General features: G+C 73.4%; 11 protein-coding genes. 7 read left to right on the top strand and 4 right to left on the bottom strand.

What is annotated here, in order from left to right; all coding sequences use genetic code 11:
* Positions 1–67 precede the first annotated feature (67 nt).
* The 3 genes from AMA02S_RS13675 (at position 68) to AMA02S_RS13685 (ending at position 6,845) form a co-directional block, all read left to right on the top strand.
* Entirely contained in the window at positions 68–3,022 is a 2,955-nt protein-coding gene (locus tag AMA02S_RS13675; protein WP_067457566.1) for a helix-turn-helix transcriptional regulator, read from the top strand.
* 240 nt (positions 3,023–3,262) lie between these two features.
* Entirely contained in the window at positions 3,263–4,357 is a 1,095-nt protein-coding gene (locus AMA02S_RS13680; protein ID WP_067457569.1) for an alpha/beta hydrolase, read from the top strand.
* 46 nt (positions 4,358–4,403) lie between these two features.
* Positions 4,404–6,845, top strand: a complete 2,442-nt coding sequence (locus AMA02S_RS13685; RefSeq protein WP_067457401.1) for a GMC oxidoreductase — start codon at positions 4,404–4,406, stop codon at positions 6,843–6,845.
* A 94-nt stretch (positions 6,846–6,939) separates the two neighbouring features.
* Here the strand turns inward: AMA02S_RS13685 and AMA02S_RS13690 are convergent, their stop codons facing one another.
* Positions 6,940–7,512, bottom strand: a complete 573-nt coding sequence (locus tag AMA02S_RS13690; protein WP_067457404.1) for a CGNR zinc finger domain-containing protein — start codon at positions 7,510–7,512, stop codon at positions 6,940–6,942.
* A 75-nt stretch (positions 7,513–7,587) separates the two neighbouring features.
* Here AMA02S_RS13690 and AMA02S_RS13695 point away from each other — a divergent pair, with 75 nt between their 5' ends.
* Positions 7,588–8,352, top strand: coding sequence for a class I SAM-dependent methyltransferase (locus AMA02S_RS13695; protein ID WP_067457407.1), 765 nt, complete (start codon positions 7,588–7,590; stop codon positions 8,350–8,352).
* 70 nt (positions 8,353–8,422) lie between these two features.
* Here AMA02S_RS13695 and AMA02S_RS13700 read toward each other — a convergent pair whose 3' ends face one another.
* Positions 8,423–11,971 carry an AAA family ATPase gene (locus AMA02S_RS13700; RefSeq protein ID WP_067457411.1) on the bottom strand — a complete coding sequence of 1,183 codons (3,549 nt, stop codon included), beginning with the start codon at positions 11,969–11,971 and terminating at the stop codon, positions 8,423–8,425.
* Positions 11,972–12,137: 166 nt separating this feature from the next.
* On the opposite strand from AMA02S_RS13700, the gene AMA02S_RS13705 reads away from it, so the two are divergent.
* Positions 12,138–12,455 carry a sigma factor-like helix-turn-helix DNA-binding protein gene (locus AMA02S_RS13705; RefSeq protein ID WP_067457413.1) on the top strand — a complete coding sequence of 106 codons (318 nt, stop codon included), beginning with the start codon at positions 12,138–12,140 and terminating at the stop codon, positions 12,453–12,455.
* Between the two features lie 57 nt (positions 12,456–12,512).
* Here AMA02S_RS13705 and AMA02S_RS13710 read toward each other — a convergent pair whose 3' ends face one another.
* Positions 12,513–12,941 (bottom strand): PPOX class F420-dependent oxidoreductase, encoded by a 429-nt coding sequence (locus tag AMA02S_RS13710; protein WP_067457415.1) that lies wholly within the window; start codon positions 12,939–12,941, stop codon positions 12,513–12,515.
* A 99-nt stretch (positions 12,942–13,040) separates the two neighbouring features.
* Positions 13,041–13,688 (bottom strand): nucleotidyl cyclase domain-containing protein, encoded by a 648-nt coding sequence (locus tag AMA02S_RS13715; RefSeq protein ID WP_245667517.1) that lies wholly within the window; start codon positions 13,686–13,688, stop codon positions 13,041–13,043.
* A gap of 444 nt (positions 13,689–14,132) precedes the next feature.
* Between AMA02S_RS13715 and AMA02S_RS13720 the strand changes: the two genes are divergently transcribed.
* Together AMA02S_RS13720 and AMA02S_RS13725 are read left to right on the top strand one after the other, a co-directional pair.
* Positions 14,133–14,732 carry a sigma-70 family RNA polymerase sigma factor gene (locus AMA02S_RS13720; protein WP_084265116.1) on the top strand — a complete coding sequence of 200 codons (600 nt, stop codon included), beginning with the start codon at positions 14,133–14,135 and terminating at the stop codon, positions 14,730–14,732.
* Positions 14,729–15,448, top strand: a complete 720-nt coding sequence (locus AMA02S_RS13725) for a zf-HC2 domain-containing protein (RefSeq protein ID WP_067457424.1) — start codon at positions 14,729–14,731, stop codon at positions 15,446–15,448. Before AMA02S_RS13720 ends, AMA02S_RS13725 begins: the two co-directional genes overlap by 4 nt.
* Positions 15,449–15,451 lie beyond the last annotated feature (3 nt).

A 15,451-nucleotide genomic window follows, 5' to 3' on the forward strand; every position in this document is an offset into this window, starting at 1 on the left:
ATAGGGTAAATCCCGCGGATTCTCAGGTAATGGCGTATCGACCGCCTGTCGCTGTTGGGGTGTGGACATGGAGGGTCGTACGGCCCGGCAGGGCGCAGCGCCCGGGAACGGCGTTCCCCTGGTCGGGCGGCAGTCCGTACTTCAAGAGCTCGAGGAGGCCCTGGACGCCACCGCGGCGTCAGCCTTCCGGTTCCTGGCTCTGGTCGGGGAGCCGGGCGCGGGCAAGACGCGGCTCCTCAACGAGCTGTGTTCGGCCGCGGACGCGCGGAAGCTGAGCATCCTGTCGGGCCGCGCGGCCGAGTTCGAGCAGGAGATGCCGTTCGGCGCCGTCGTCGACGCGCTCGACGACCATCTGGAAGACCACTTCCCCGACCTCAGCCCGACGACGGTCCGGCTGCTGGCCCCCGTGTTCCCCTCGCTGTTCACGGTCCTGAGCGATGGCGACGGCGTGCCCGGCGGTGCGCCCGGCAGCGCCCCGGAGACGACCCCGGTCGCCCGGTACCAGCTCTACCGGGCGGTGCGGCACCTGTTGGAGGAGCTGGCCGCCCCGTCGGGTCTGGTGCTGATCGTGGACGACGTGCACTGGGCCGACGACGCCACGATCGAGCTGCTGGACCATCTCGTCCGCCATCCGCCCCGCGCCCGGGTCCTGATCGCGCTCGCCTACCGTCCCGCCCAGGCGTCGGCGCGGCTCGCCGCGCTGGTGCAGGCGTCGGTCCAGGCGGTGGGCGGGCACCGGCTGTCGGTCGAGCCGCTGACCGAGTCGGAGGTCGCGGAGCTGCTCGGCCCGCAGGTCAGCGGGGCGCGCTGCCGCGAACTGTACAAGGCGAGCGGCGGCAACCCGTTCTACCTGGAGGCGCTGGCCCGCAGTCACGAGCCGCTCGCCGTCGGCGAGCCGGGCGGTGACCTGCCGCCCGCCGTGCGCGCCGCGCTCCAGCTGGAGCTGAGCGGCCTGTCCGCGAACGCGCTGCTGATCGCGCAGAGCGCGGCGGTGGCCGCCGACGAGTTCCCGCCACTGTTGGCCGCCGCGGCCGCCGAGGTGAGCGAGGAGGTGGCGCTGGCGGCGCTGGACGAGCTGGTCGCCCGCGACATCGTCCGGCCACGGGCCGAGCGGTTCCGGTTCCGACACCCGCTCGTCCGGCACGCCGCCTACCGCTCCGCCGCGGCCGGGTGGCGGCTGGCCGCGCACGGGCGGATCGCCTCCTACCTCACCGAGATCGGCGCGCCCGCCGCCGTCCGCGCCCGGCACATCGAGCGGTCGGGACGGGCCGGCGACCGGGTCGCCATCGCGACCCTGGTGGAGGCCGCGCGCGCCTTCGCCACGCAGGCCCCGGCGACCGCCGCGCACTGGCTGCAGGCGGCGCTGCGGCTGATGCCGGAGACCCGGCCGGAGACGCCGGTGGCCGCGGAGGCGGGCGGGCCCGTGCTGCCGTCGCGGCTGGAGCTGATGATGGAACTGGCGCAGGTCCAGACCGTCGGCGGGCACCTGACCGAGGGCCGCGAGACCGCGCGCAACGTCCTGAAGATGCTGCCGGAGGACGACTACGAGCGCCGGGCGCGGGCGGCGCGGCTCGCCGCGCTGATGGAGCGGCAGCTCGACCGCCCGCACGAGGCGCGCGCCCTGCTGCTGGACGAACTGCGCCGCATGCCCGACCCGCGCTCCCCCGCCGCGGTGCCGCTGCGGATGCGGCTGGTCGCCGAGCGGATGATGCGCATCGACTTCCGGGCCGCGCAGGCGGTGCTGGACCTGATGCCCGACGACTCCGAGGACTGGGAGCCCGGCCTGAAGCTGGCGGTCGCCGCGCTGCGCCCGATGCCCGCGCTCGCCGCCGGGCGCGTCGAGGACGCGCTGCGCTATCTGGAGGCCGCGGGCGTCCTGGTCGACGCGGCCCCCGACGAGCACCTGTCGGAGTGGATGGACGCCATCGCCTGGCTGTGCTGGGCCTCGACGTTCATGGGCCACTTCCTCAGCGCGGCCGACCGCTTCCAGCGCGCCGTCACCGTCGCGCGCGCGACCGGCCAGCTCTACATCGTGACCAATCTGAGGGCGGGCCAGGCCCGCGCCTACGGGATGCTCGGGCGGCTGGAGGAGGCCGCGGCCGCCGCCGAGGAGGCCGTGGAGGAGGCCCGGCTGCTGACCTCGGGCCAGCAGCTGGTGTTCGCGCTGACCCAGCAGAGCCTGGTGGCGGGCTGGTCGGGCGACGATGAGTCCGCGCTGCGGCATGCCGAGGAGGCCATCGAGTGCGGCGCGGGCGTCGGCGAGTGGTGGGGATCCATGGCCCGCTACGCCCGCGCGATGGCGCTGATCGGCCTCGGCCGCCTCGACGAGGCTGCCCGCGCCGTCGAGGTCGCGTTCGGCGGCCCGCTGGACCAGCGGACGCATCTGTCGCTGTGCGAGGCCATGGCGGGGCTGGAGGCGGGCCGTGGGCGCCCCGACGCCGCGATGGAGTGGGTGAAGCGCACCGAGGGCTTCGTGATCCCCGGCCTGGAGGCTCACAACGCGCTCGCCCACCTGGCCCGGGCGCACGCCCTCCAGCTCGCCGAGCCGGCGGAGGCCGCGCGGGAGGCGGTGACGGCGGCGGAGATGTTCGAGAATGCCGGGCATCAGATCGAGACGGGCCGGGCCCGGTTGCGTGCGGGTACCGCCTACGCCGAGGCCGATGACCGCGCCGCCGCCCGCGAGCAGTTGCGCACGGCGGCCGGGATCTTCTCCGAGTGCGGTGCGCGGACGCTGCACGCGCAGGCCGTCCGCGAGCAGCGCCGGATCGGCGTTCGGGTGCCGACCAGGGGCGGCCGGAGCTCCGGGTTGCCGGGCGGGCTGTCCAAGCGCGAGTACGAGGTCGCCATGCTGGTCGTCGAGGGCTGCTCGAACTCGCAGATCGCCGAGCGGCTGTTCGTCAGCATCCGCACCGTGGAGACGCACCTGTCGCACATCTTCGCCAAGTTCGGCGTGAACTCGCGTGTGGGCGTAGTGAGCGCGCTGAGCCGGACAGAGGCGGATCCGGACACGCAGGGCGGTTGACGAGAACCCGGATACGGTCGCCGCAAAGGCATTGGAACGTTCCGTTCTGTCCTGTTTCAGCCACGTCCTGTCGGTTCCAGAACCTCTGCCCGACTCCGTGCGTCACAGACGTTACGTATGCCGGTACGGATCAGCTCCATACCTGCTGACCGGGGTCGGGGGAAGAAGTAGGTGTTTACCACGATGCCCCAAATGAGCCGGTCACCGCATCATCGTTGCGGGACGACGGAGGTGAAGGACATGACACGGACGATCACGCGTTTCACGCACGCAGGCGTGTCGAACGCCGAGATATCGGTGCACCCGTTCGCGACCGAGGACGGGCTCGGGCTCAACCTGACCCGCTTCCTGCGCACCGAGGGCGACGACGTGGTCCTGCTCGTCCACGGCCTCACCTCCGCGAGCGACGTCTACATCATGCCCGAGCACCGGAACCTGGCGAGCCACCTGCTCGACAACGGCTTCGGCGACGTCTGGGCCGTGGACTTCCGGATGAGCGGCCGTTTCCCCTACGACGCCGAGACGCACCGCTACACGCTGGACGACATCGCGCTCTACGACTTCCCGGCCACCCTCAAGGAACTGCGCAAGCACATCGGCGACCGCCGGGTGCACGTCATCGCGCACTGCCTGGGCGCGGTGTCGTTCTCGATGAGCCTGTTCGCCGGCGCCGTCGACGGCATCACCAGCCTGACGTGCAACAGCGTGTCGCTGACACCGCGGGTGCCGGCCTTTTCGAAGCTGAAGCTCTCGTTCGGGACCTGGTTCCTGGAGTACGTCGTCGGGTTGCCGTTCCTCGATCCGAGGTTCGGTGAAGCGCCGTTCCTCACCCGCCCCTGGATGCTCTCGCGCCTGGTGTCGCTGTTCCACAACGAGTGCAAGGCGCCCGCCTGTCACATGCAGAGCTTCCAGTGGGGCGCGGGCAAGCCGGCGATGTACGAGCACGCCAACCTGCTGCCCGAGACGCACGCGCGGGTCGCCGACATCTGCTCCGCGTCCGGCCTGCACTACTACCGGCACGTCCGCAAGATGGTCTCGGCCGGCCACTCGGTGAAGTACGCGCCGGACGACCCGCGCTACGCGAGCCTGCCGAACAACTACCTGAAGAACGCGGCGGACGTGCGGACCCCCCTGCTGCTCCTCGCGCCCGACCGCAACCGCGTCTTCACCGACTCCAACGTCCACCTCCACAAGATCCTGGAGAAGGCCGCCCCTGGACGCCACGAGCTGGCGGTACTGCCCGGCTACGGGCACCTCGACCCCCTGATCGGAAAGAACTCCTACATCGACGTCTTTCCGCGCATCGTCGACTTCCTCAAGCGGCACAGCGCATGAGGACCCGGCGGCGCACTAGCGGAAAGCCCAGTGACTGGTGACTGGTATGGAACACGTTGACGCCGTGGTCATCGGGTCCGGATTCGGCGGCTCGGTCGCCGCGTACCGGCTGGCCGAGGCCGGACAGTCGGTCGTGCTCTTGGAGCGCGGCCAGCCGTACCCACCCGGCAGCTTCCCGCGCTCACCGCGGCAGATGGGCCGCGCGTTCTGGGACCCGGCCGCGGGCCTGTACGGCATGTTCGACGTGTGGTCCTTCAAAGGCTGCGACTCGGTCGTGTCGGCGGGGCTCGGCGGCGGATCGCTGATCTACGCCAACGTGCTCCTCCGCAAGGACGAGCACTGGTTCGTCCACGACCAGCCGCTGCCGGACGGCGGGTACGAGCCGTGGCCGGTCTCGCGCGCCGACCTCGATCCGCACTACGACGTGGTGGAGCGGATGCTCGGCGCGACCCCGTACCCGCTGAACCGTCCGCCGTTCGACGACACCCCGAAGGCGCACGCGATGCAGGACGCCGCCGCGGAGCTGGGCCTGCAGTGCACGCTGCCGCCGCTCGCGGTGAGCTTCGCCTCCGAGCCGGGAGGCACGCCGGGGGTGAGCCTGCCGATCGCGGACGCGGCGTACCCCAACATCCACCGCGTCGGCCGGCGGACGTGCAAGCTGTGCGGCGAGTGCAACATCGGCTGCAACGAGGGCTCCAAGAACAGCCTCGACCACACCTACCTGTCCGCGGCGGCGCACCAGGGCGCCGACATCCGTACCTCCCGCGAGGTCAAGGCGATCCGGCCGAGGCCGGGCGGCGGCTACCAGGTCGACTACGTCCACCACGCCGACCTCACCGCGCGCAAGAGCCGCCCGCGGGTGGTGACGATGTCGTGCGACCGGCTGATCCTGGGCGCCGGCACCTACGGGACGACGTACTTGCTGCTGAAGTCGCAGAAGGCGTTCCCGGGGCTGAGCCAGGCGCTCGGTACCCGGTTCAGCGGCAACGGCGACCTGCTGACCTTCCTGCTGAAGGCCAAGGACCGCAACCGGGTCCGGCCGCTGGACGCCGCCCGCGGCCCGGTGATCACCAGCGCGATCCGGCTGGCGGACGAGCTGGACGGCATGCACGGCGCCGGCCGCGGCGCCTACATCCAGGACGGCGGCTACCCGGGGTTCGCCGACTGGATCATCCAGGGCTTCGACGTCGGCAACGAGATCGAGCGCGCGGTGAAGTTCCTGTGGAACCGGTTCACCGAGTTCTTCAGGGACGCGCCCGACACGAACCTGTCCAAGGAGCTGTCGGACCTGATCGGTGATGGAGCCCTGACGGTCAGCTCGCTCCCGCTGCTCGGCATGGGCCGCGACATCGCCGACGGGCGGCTGCATCTGCGGGACGGCCGGCTCGCCGCCGACTGGACGACGCGGACCAGCGAGAATCATTTCAAGCGGGTCCGCAAGACGATGCAGGGCATCGCGGACGTGCTCGGCGCGGAGTACGCGGACAACCCGATGTGGTTCCGCAAGCGCATCATCACCGTCCATCCGCTGGGCGGGGCGCCGATGGGCGCCACCAAGGACGAGGGCGTCTGCGACGCCTTCGGCGAGGTGTTCGGGTTTCCGGGCCTCTACATCGCCGACGGGGCGGCGATGCCGGGGGCAGTGGGCCCGAATCCCTCGCTCACCATCGCCGCGCAGGCCGATCGCCTGGCCACGCGGCTGCTGGAGAGCGTGCCCGCACGCGGGGGTGCGGGCACGGTCATCGCCGCCTCGACGGACACGGGGGCCGGGCCGGCCGGGGGGGCCGGCTCGACCGACGGGGCGGGGGACAGCTCGGGGAACGGCTCGGCGTACGGTCCGTTTTCGGGGAGCCGCGGCGGTATCGGGGGATCGATCGCCGTGGCACCGGACCGTACGTCGCTGTCGTTCACCGAGGAGATGAAGGGGTTCGTCACCTATGGCGCGATCGATCCGCGGGCGGGGGAACTCGCGGACGAGCGCGAGCGGCTGGCGTTCCGGCTGACGATCACCGCCGAGGACACCGACCGTTTCCTGGCCGAGCCCGAGCATGCCGCGAGGGCCGAGGGATGGATCGACGCCGCTGGCTACGGGGGCCGGCGTCCCGTCCAGCGGGGCTGGTTCAACCTTTTCGCGCCGGGAGGCGCGGAGGACCGCCGGCTGATGAAGTACCGGCTGTACTTCAGCGACGGCGAGGACCGGCCCCGCACTCTGGTCGGCCACAAGAACGTCCTGCACGGCCCGCCGACGCGGATCTGGCCCGACACGTCGACACTGTACGTGCGGATCCTGGAAGGCCACGTCGACGAGGACGCGGAGGGCGGCGCGCAGGTGCTGGGCGCGGGCGTACTGCACATCCAGCTCACCGACTTCGCCCGGCAGCTGACGACGTTCCGCACGGCGGGGCCGGACGGCACCGGAAAGCTGGTCAGCTTCGGCAGGTTCTTCGCCGGGGAGCTGTGGGAGGTTTACGGTCCCGACATCGACTGATCGGGATCGTCCAGGTTCGTGCAGGCCGAGAGAACTGCGGGGTGCTCTCGGCCTGCACTCTTCTTCGTGTGGAGGCGGGTCAGCCGGCGTCCGCTCAGCCGGTGTCCGCGCGGGCGCGGAACGCGGCGGCCTTGACGCGGTTCTGGCAGGCGGTGGAACAGAATCGGCGGGTGCCGTTGCGGGAGGTGTCGACGTAGACGCGGTCGCAGTGCGGCGCGGTGCAGACGCCGAGCCGGTCCTGCATCTCGCTGCCGATGACGACGGCGAGGCCGGTGGCGCAGGGGGCGCCCCACAGGTCGGCGATGCTGTCGCCCGCGCCGTGGAAGTGCACGTGCCAGGGTTCGCCGTCGTGGCGGTCCAGGTGCGGTCTGGCCTGCGTCCCCTCCAGGAGGGCGTTGACCTGCGCCGCGGCGGTGTCGACGTCGCCGGCGGTGATCGCCTCGAAGACGGCGCGCAGGTCGCGGGCCACGGCGGCCAGCTCGGCCAGCTCGGCTTCGGAGACGCGCACGCCCCTGCCGGTGGTCCCGAGGACCTCCGCCGCCAGGACTCTCAGCTCGGCGGCCGGCGGCAGGGGGTAGGGGCGCCCGCGCCGCTCCCCCGCGGTGAACACGTTGACCAACCCGGCGGCGGCCTGCACCACGGCATCGGTGTGACTGTTGAAGTTCACTTGACCAGTTACGCCCTTCGGTACTAGCTTGTCACTGTCCAAAGGTTATACGACAGTGACTGGAGGGGTGCGTCCATGCTCACCCGCGAGGCCGCCGGCACCTGGATCGCCCGCTGGGACGTCCAGCAGGAGGGGTACATCCCCGACCGCGAGGAACGGTTCACCGCCATGATCGACGCGCTGGAGGCCGCGGCGGGGCGCCCGGACCCGCTCGTCCTGGACCTCGGCTGCGGGCCGGGCTCGCTCGCCGGCCGCATCCTCGACCGCATCCCCGCCGCCACGGTCGTGGCGATCGACACCGACCCGCTGCTGATGTCGCTCGGCCGTGCCGTCCACGCCGACCGCGCGGGCCTGGTCTTCACCGAGCTGGACCTGCGTGAGCCGGGCTGGGCGGCGCGGCTGCGGCTGGACCGGCAGGCCGACGCCGCCGTCAGCACCACCGCGCTGCACTGGATCTCGGGCGAGGCCCTGCGCGTCACCTACGGCGAGCTGGCGCGGGTGCTGCGCTCCGGCGGCCTGTTCCTCAACGGCGACAACCTGTCGGTCCGCGACACCGCTCCCGGCCTGGCCGGGCTGGACGCCGCGCTCCGCGAGCGGGAGCGGGAACGCCGGTTCGCCCACGACCGCCCGGAAGACTGGACGCAGTGGTGGGACGCGGTCGCCGCCGATCCCGCCCTCGCCGACCTGCGCGCGCTCCGCGAGGAGACGTCCGGCCACCACGGTTCGGAGTCGGAGCTGCTGTCGGCGCACACCGCCGCCCTGCGCGGGGCCGGCTTCGGCGAGGTCGGCACGCTCTGGCAACGCGGCGACAACCGCCTCCTCGCCGCACTCCTGCCCTGACCTCGCCGCCCTTCACCGCCGCCCTTCACCGCCGCCCTGACCGGTCCGCTGACAAGGCGCGCCGGTCCGCTCACAGGTAGTGGCCCGGGCCGTCGGCGGCGGGCGCGGTGCCGGCGGCGGCCTCGATGTCGGCGCGGCGCAGGGTCCGTACCTCCTCATCGCCGGGCGGCCCCTCCCCCGGGCCGCCCGGGGCGGTGATCCGCCGGGCCTGCACGGCCACCGCGCGGTCGAGGAGGTTGCGCATCTCGCGGGCGTTGCCGAACCGGGCGCCGCGGCCGAGGCGGGGCAGCAGCCGGCGGACGGCGGCCAGCGCGGTCGGCGGGACGGTGAACCCGGCGTCGGCGGCCATCGTCGCGAAGATCGCCGTGAGCTCGTCGTCGGTGTAGTCGGGGAACCGCAGGACCCGGGGGAACCGGGACGCCAGGCCGGGGTTGGAGACCAGGAACTCCCGCATCTCCCGGTCATAGCCCGCGACGATCACCACGAGGTCGAAGCGGTGCTCCTCCATCAGCCGCAGCAGCTCGGCGACCGCCTCGGGCCCGAAGTCGGCACCGGAGGCGTGCAGCGCGTACGCCTCGTCCACGAACAGCACGCCGCCGAGCGCGCGCTCCACGGCTGCCCGCACGCGCGGCGCGGTCTGCCCGACGAACTCGGCGACGAGGTCGGCGCGGGAGACCTCGACCAGATGCCCCGACGACAGCAGCCCGAGCCGCGCGTAGACGTCGGCGAGCAGCCGCGCGACGGTCGTCTTGGCGGTGCCGGGGTTGCCGGTGAAGACCATGTGCCGGGTCGGGCGCGTGGCGGTGATCCCGGCGTCGCGGCGCAGCCGCTCGGTGCGGGCCTCGGCGACCAGCAGCCCGACCTCCTGCTTGACGGTGCCGAGGCCGACGAGCCGGTCGATCTCCGCGAGCGGGTCGTCGGCCTGCTCGACCCTCCCGGCGGGCACGAGGGCCCCGGGGACGTCACCGGGAACGAGCGTGTCCAGCGACTCGTCCTCGTCGAGACCGGTCATCAGGCGGTGCGCCTGCCGGGCGACGGTGCGTTCCAGCAGCGCGGCCATGAGCCGCGCATTGCCGAGCCGCGCGGCGGGCGGCCCGGCCGCGACCAGCTCGCGGACGCGGTCGAGCACGCCGGGCGCGAGCAGGAACCGGTCGGCGGCGGCACGCTCGGCGAACACGGTGACCAGCTCCGCCTCGGTCAGGTCGGGGAACCGGATGGTCGTCGGGAACAACCGGGCCAGCGCCGGGCGGGCGGCGAGCAACCCACCGTGCCCGGGGCCCGGGCCGCTGAGGACGACGACCAGGTCGTCCGGGCAGGACTCGATCGCGGCGGCGAGCGCGTCGGCGGCCTCGGCGTCGCGCGGCGATCCGGTCGGGTCGAGCAGGTCCGTGCAGGCGATCAGCAGCACGCCGCCCGCCGCCCGCTCGAACGCGCGGCGGATCTTTGCGGCGCTCTCCCCCGCGTGCCCGCCGACGAGGTCGGCGCGCTCGACGCGCACCAGATGCCCCGACGGCAGCACGCCGAGCTCGGCGTACAGCCGGCCGAGGATGCCGGCGACCGTGGCCTTGCCCGTGCCGGGGTTCCCGGCGAACATCAGGTGCCGGGGCCGGGTGCGGGCGGTCATCCCGGCCTCCATCCGCAGCCGCGCCCCCTTCGCCTCGGTGACCAGCGACCGGACCTCCCGCTTGACCGAGGCGATGCCGACGCAGGCGGCCAGATCGGCGAGCGGGTCGGCGACGGCGGCGCCGGGCATCGCCGGACGGGCGGGCAGATCCGCCTCCGTCACCTCGACGCCCGCGCCGGTGGCATCGCCCGTCCGCTGGCGGGCGCGCATCAGGCATAGCTCGGCCAGGTGCCCGGCCAGCCGGGCGTTGCGCATGTTGAGCTGCGCGGGCGTGCGGACGAGCAGCGCCCCGGCCGCACGCGCCACCCGCCGCTCGACCCGCCCGCCCCCGTCCCCGACGGCGCGGCGGAACAGCTCGGCGTGATCCTGCACCCCGAAGTCGGCGGTGCGGGCGACCCGCATCCCGTGGACGAGCGCCGGGTTCGCGGCCAGCAGGCGCTCCTCACCACCCGTCCGGCACAGCGCGACGACGTGCAGCCCGGGATGGTCGGCCATGCCGCGCCGCAGTTCCTCCACGACCGCCGTGCCCGCGGCGTCGTAGCCGAGGATCGCGTCCAGGTAGCGGATCACGAGCACCCGCCCGTCGACGGCGCACTCGCCGATGCGGGCCTGGACCCACAGCACGGCGTCGCTCACGCCGAGGTCGGCGAACACCTGGTCGGACAGGCGCAGCGCGTCGTGGGCCCGCCCGTCCTCGATCAGCACCCGCTCGACCGCGGCGGCGGCGGTACGGCGGCCCGACCCCTCCGGCCCGCAGATCAGCAGGCGGACGGGGCGGTGCGCGTCACCCACCGCGTCCCGGAGCGCATCGGCCAGCGCGGCGGGGCCGAGCATCTCGGCGAACGCGTCACCGTCCGGCCCTGCCTCGACGGGTACGGGCGCCGCTGCCTCGGGGCCGGGGGCGAGCCATTGGACGAGCGGGTTGGCGACACGGCGGCGGCCGAACATCCGCCGCAGGTCGAGCTGGAAACCGCGGACGGGGACGGGGCAGTCCGGGCTGGTCGCGGCGTCCGGCAGGCCCTGGACGGCGCCGGTGATCCGGACGGCCATGTCCAGCCAGGCGCGGCAGGCGTCGGCCTCGCCGGCGACCAGCCCGCGCGCCAGCCAGGCGCGCACATCCCGTTGCCAGGTGCCGGTGTCGAAATCGTCCCGCAGGGCATGCACCCGGTCGTGCAGGTTCTCATAGTGGGCGGTGCCGAGCGCGGCGGACATCTGCGCGGGCACGTCGGTGACGCCCGCCGCGAGGAGCAGCCGCGCGAGCGCGCCGTCCAGGGGCCGGGCGCCGTCGGCGGCGTCGAGCCGCTCGTGCGCGGCGGCGAACCCGGCGCAGGCCCAGCCGAGGTAGCCGATCGGGCCGGCCAGCTCCGGCAACGCGTCGAGGACCTCCTCCGGGACGTCGCTCGCCCAGACGTCCTCCAGCAGGTCGTGCGGGACGGTCATCTCCCGCTCCAGCAGCACCGGGTCGCCGGTCCGCCGCTCGTGCAGGCCGATCAGCGCGCGGCGCCGCCGCTCGACGGGTTCGAGCCCCTCGAACACCTCCAGGCAGGCGCGCGCCAGCTCGTACATGACGAGGCGACGTTCGGGGTCGTCGCCCGCGGGCTCGGGAAGCCACAGGCCGGGCGGCCGCCACCGCCCGCCCTGGGTGAACCACGCGGCGGGGTCGCGCACGGCCGGTTCCGGCGTGGCGAGGAAGTCCGACAGCAGCTCGTAGTCGACGTCCCCGCGCGACCCGCCCCGGACGGCGGAGGCGCCGAGCAGGAAGGTCAGCAGCGACCACTGCTCGGCCCCGGCGACGCCGGTCCCGGGACCGTAGAAGTCACTGAGCCGCCGCGTCAGAACGAGCGCGCGCGGATCGGCGTTGAGCTCCTTCGCCCGCTCGCGCAGCCGCTCGTACAAACCGGAGGGCACCCTCCACGGACCCTCGGCGTACACGTCGAGCACGGGTTCGTCGGTCAGGAGCACCTCCAGGTGCTCCGGCAGCCGGGACACGCCCATCGGACATCCTCCCGCCACAGGGGATCCGCCTCCGCCGGACTACCAATGCCCGCCCGCGCGGATCGCCACTCTCCCGGACGTTCTGTCTGCGCCTCGCGACTCATTCCGGGCGTGGCGATCCGGTCACGCTCGTAAGTGCCGCGTTTTCCCCTTCCCGGGAGGTCCGATGCCACCGTCCGACGCCTCCGCCTGCTGGCTCGCGCCGCCCCGCGGGCGGCCGGCGGGACCGGACCCTGCCGGCGAGCCGCCGTGGGCGCCGGACGCGCCGCCGGACCCGGTGCCGGTGGATGAGTGGCTGCGCCGCCTGCGTCCCCGCGAACGCCTCGTCATGGAGCTCGTCTTGCACGAGCACACGCCGGAGCAGATCGCCGAGTTCCTCGGCGAGTCGCCCGCCGCGGTCCATGAGGTGGTGGAACGGGCGCGCGAACGCAGGACGGCGCCGAGCGGCGCGCCCGGCGTGCGGCCCACGAACCGGCGCCGATGACACCCCGTCCCCGCGGACCTCCCCTCACGACCGGGGCGGGCGGCCGGGGTCGGCATGTCAGCCGCGGGCCTGCCCGTACAGCCGTTCGACGTGCAGGCGGATGACGAGGCGGCCGTCGGCGACCATGACGCGGCGGTACTCGTCCCAGTCCGGGTGGTCGCCGCGGATGTCGCGGTACACCTCGACGAGTTCCTCGACGGCCGCGTCCCCGGGGGCGGCGGCGGTCTCCGACAGCTCCGCGGTCCCCTCGGCGACCGCCCAGGACCAGCCGTCCGCCGAGCTGACGTGCAGGCTGGCCCGAGGGTCGCGGCGCAGGTTGCGGGCCTTCGCCCGGTCGGCGGTGACCGACACCCGGATGAGCCGGCGGCCCTCGTCGAAGTGATAGTTGACGTTGGACAGCTGGGGCCGCCCGTCGCGCTTGAGGGTGGCCAGCACCCCGAGGTCCCGCCCGGCCAGCAGCTTCGCCAGCGCCGTGTCGTCCGCCATCGCCCGCCTCCATCGAGTGTCGTCTGTTTGGAGGGGTCAACCGCGGCGCCGCCCGTCGGCTTCCCGTTCCCGGCGACCACGGCCGCCGGCCGCCGGCGGCTACCGGACGGCCAGCGCGGGGAAGTCGAAGACCCGGGCGTCAGCGGCGGGCCGGCCCTCCGGCCCGCCGCGTTCTCCCCCGCCGGCATCACCGTCCTTGGCAATCCGTCCGGTCAGGATGTGCCCGCGGAAGGCGGTGCCCTTCGCGGTGACCTTGATCGGCTGGAACGCCCCTGGAGGCAGCGCGCAGAACCCGGTCTGCACGACGTCCTCGAACAGCGAGTCCGACACGACGTAGGCCAGGTCGCGGTGCGCGTCGTCGACCAGCAGTCGCCGCAGCGGCCCCGCGTCCAGCAGCCGCTGGACGACGATGGGTGCGTCGCCCGCGGGCCCGAACGGCCCGGCCGTCAGCGTGCCGTGGTGCAACGCGAGCCGCACCCGCAGCCGGAAGCCCGATCCCCCGCCGGGCGCGCCGCCGTTGACCTCCCGCAGCGCGTCCGCGAGCCCGATGGCGAAGTCGCCGGCCACTGGTGCCGGGTCGACCCCCTCGGGCAGGGTGGCGAGCTCTCCGTCCCCGCCGACCTGCTTGTCCCACTCCGAACGGTCAAGGCCGACGCCGCGTGCGGCCCGGTCGAGCACGTCCGACAGCTGGCGCTGCGCGAGCAGTTGCTCCCGCACGTCCCGCTTGCTGTACCCCTGTATGTCCACCGCCAGTAGAAGGCGGTAAACCAGCTGATGTTGCCCGTTCCCTTTCACTCCCGATCCGCCCCTCGGTCGTCCTCCGAGCAAACAGGGCCGGTTGCCCACATTCGCTCCACATGCGGAGTGAGTGTTGCTTGGTGGAGGACTTCCGTGAAGGTAGACGGGTGGCGCCGGGTGAGCTCCCTCCCGTTCCGGTGTACCGCGCCTGTACGCCTGGATGAACGCCTACTCTGACGCCGCTTCGGCGGCGGCGGCGCCCGCGGGTAAGGAACAAGTAGCGAACTAGTAAGTGATCAATCGGATCGTCACCCACAAAACGGTCTGATCTCCAGTTCCACGAGGATTCATTGAACCTCGGGGCCCCGGCGCGCCGTACTGCCCACCAACGTGACACCTGGCTCACGGTCACCGCGCAGTCCGTCCCCGCCCCCGCACCAGCCGGAGACCCCGATGGCCCGTAGATCACCGGCCGCAGCGCCGGCCGTCCGCGAACAACCCGCCTCCCCGTGGAGCTGGTTCCGCGGGCAGCCCCCCGCCGGCGGCGTGGACGACCAGGTGATCGTGACAGAGCTGTACAGAGTGTACGGACGCCCGCTGCTGTCGTTCGTGCTCCGCCTCACCGGCGGCGACCGGCACTGGGCCGAGGACGTGGTGCAGGAGACCATGATCCGGGCGTGGCGCAGCGCCCACCAGCTCGATGAGAACGCGGCGTCGCTGCTGCCCTGGCTGGCGACGGTCGCCCGCCGGATCGTCATCGACGACCAGCGCCGCAAGAACGCGCGGCCGCAGGAGGCGGGCGAGGGTCCGCTGGAGAACCTGCGCGTGCCCGACGGGTTGGAGGATCTCCTGCGCTCGGTCGTCGTCTCCGAAGCCCTCCTCGCGTTGTCTCCCGCGCACCGCGAGATCCTTAACGAAACCTTCTTCCGGGACCGTTCCGTCAACGAGGCCGCCAAACAGCTCGGCATCCCCGTGGGCACGGTGAAGTCCCGGGTCTACTATGCGCTCCGGGCGCTGCGCGTCGCCCTGGAGGAGAGGGGCGTGACGCCATGAGCGCGGAACTGCTGCACATCGACGTCGGCGCCTACGCCCTCGGTCTGCTGGAGGAGCCGGATCGGCGCGCGTTCGAGGCGCACCTGCCGTCCTGCCCGTCCTGCCGGGCCGAGCTCGGCGCACTGCGCGGGCTCGCCGCCACGCTGGACGGGATCGCACCGATCGCCGACCCGGCCGCCGCGCCGCCCGTCCCGCCGGAGCCCGCCGTGGTCTCCGACCTGCTGCGGCATCGCGCCCGCCGCGACCGCAGGCGGCGCACGACACGGGCGGTGGCCGGGCTGGCCGCCGGGATCGTCCTGCTGGGCGGGGCGGTGGGCGCCGGGTTCACGCTCGGCGCCGACCGCGACAGCGGGACGGTCGCCGCGCCGGATGGCACCGAGGCGCTGTTCCGGGACGGGCAGCGGCTCACCGCGAGCGACGCCGCCGGCGTGTCCGGGACGGTCGCGATGGAGGCGAAGATGTGGGGCAGCCGGATCGGGCTGCGGCTGACCCGTGTCAAGGGCCCGCTGGAATGCCAGCTCGTCGCCGTGGACAACGCGGGCCGCCCGCACACCGTCGCCGGCTGGTCTGTGCCCGCCAAGGGGTACGGGCTGCCCGGGTCCCCGATGCGGCAGCTGACGCTGCAGGGCGGCACGGCGCTCAAGCCGGGCGACATCAGCCGCTTCGAGGTCCGCACGATGGGCGACGGCCGCACGATCCTGACCGTCCCCGCCTGACCG

The organism is Actinomadura macra NBRC 14102 (assembly GCF_001552215.1).
Taxonomy (GTDB): domain Bacteria; phylum Actinomycetota; class Actinomycetes; order Streptosporangiales; family Streptosporangiaceae; genus Spirillospora; species Spirillospora macra.

Excerpts from the sequence above, each read along its gene's own strand:
- AMA02S_RS13700 (WP_067457411.1), bottom strand. The coding sequence starts at position 11,971 with ATGGGCGTGTCCCGGCTGCCGGAGCACCTGGAGGTGCTCCTGACCGAC.
- AMA02S_RS13695 (WP_067457407.1), top strand. The coding sequence starts at position 7,588 with ATGCTCACCCGCGAGGCCGCCGGCACCTGGATCGCCCGCTGGGACGTC.
- AMA02S_RS13680 (WP_067457569.1), top strand. The coding sequence starts at position 3,263 with ATGACACGGACGATCACGCGTTTCACGCACGCAGGCGTGTCGAACGCC.
- AMA02S_RS13675 (WP_067457566.1), top strand. The coding sequence starts at position 68 with ATGGAGGGTCGTACGGCCCGGCAGGGCGCAGCGCCCGGGAACGGCGTT.
- AMA02S_RS13720 (WP_084265116.1), top strand. The coding sequence starts at position 14,133 with ATGGCCCGTAGATCACCGGCCGCAGCGCCGGCCGTCCGCGAACAACCC.
- AMA02S_RS13710 (WP_067457415.1), bottom strand. The coding sequence starts at position 12,941 with ATGGCGGACGACACGGCGCTGGCGAAGCTGCTGGCCGGGCGGGACCTC.
- AMA02S_RS13705 (WP_067457413.1), top strand. The coding sequence starts at position 12,138 with ATGCCACCGTCCGACGCCTCCGCCTGCTGGCTCGCGCCGCCCCGCGGG.
- AMA02S_RS13685 (WP_067457401.1), top strand. The coding sequence starts at position 4,404 with ATGGAACACGTTGACGCCGTGGTCATCGGGTCCGGATTCGGCGGCTCG.
- AMA02S_RS13725 (WP_067457424.1), top strand. The coding sequence starts at position 14,729 with ATGAGCGCGGAACTGCTGCACATCGACGTCGGCGCCTACGCCCTCGGT.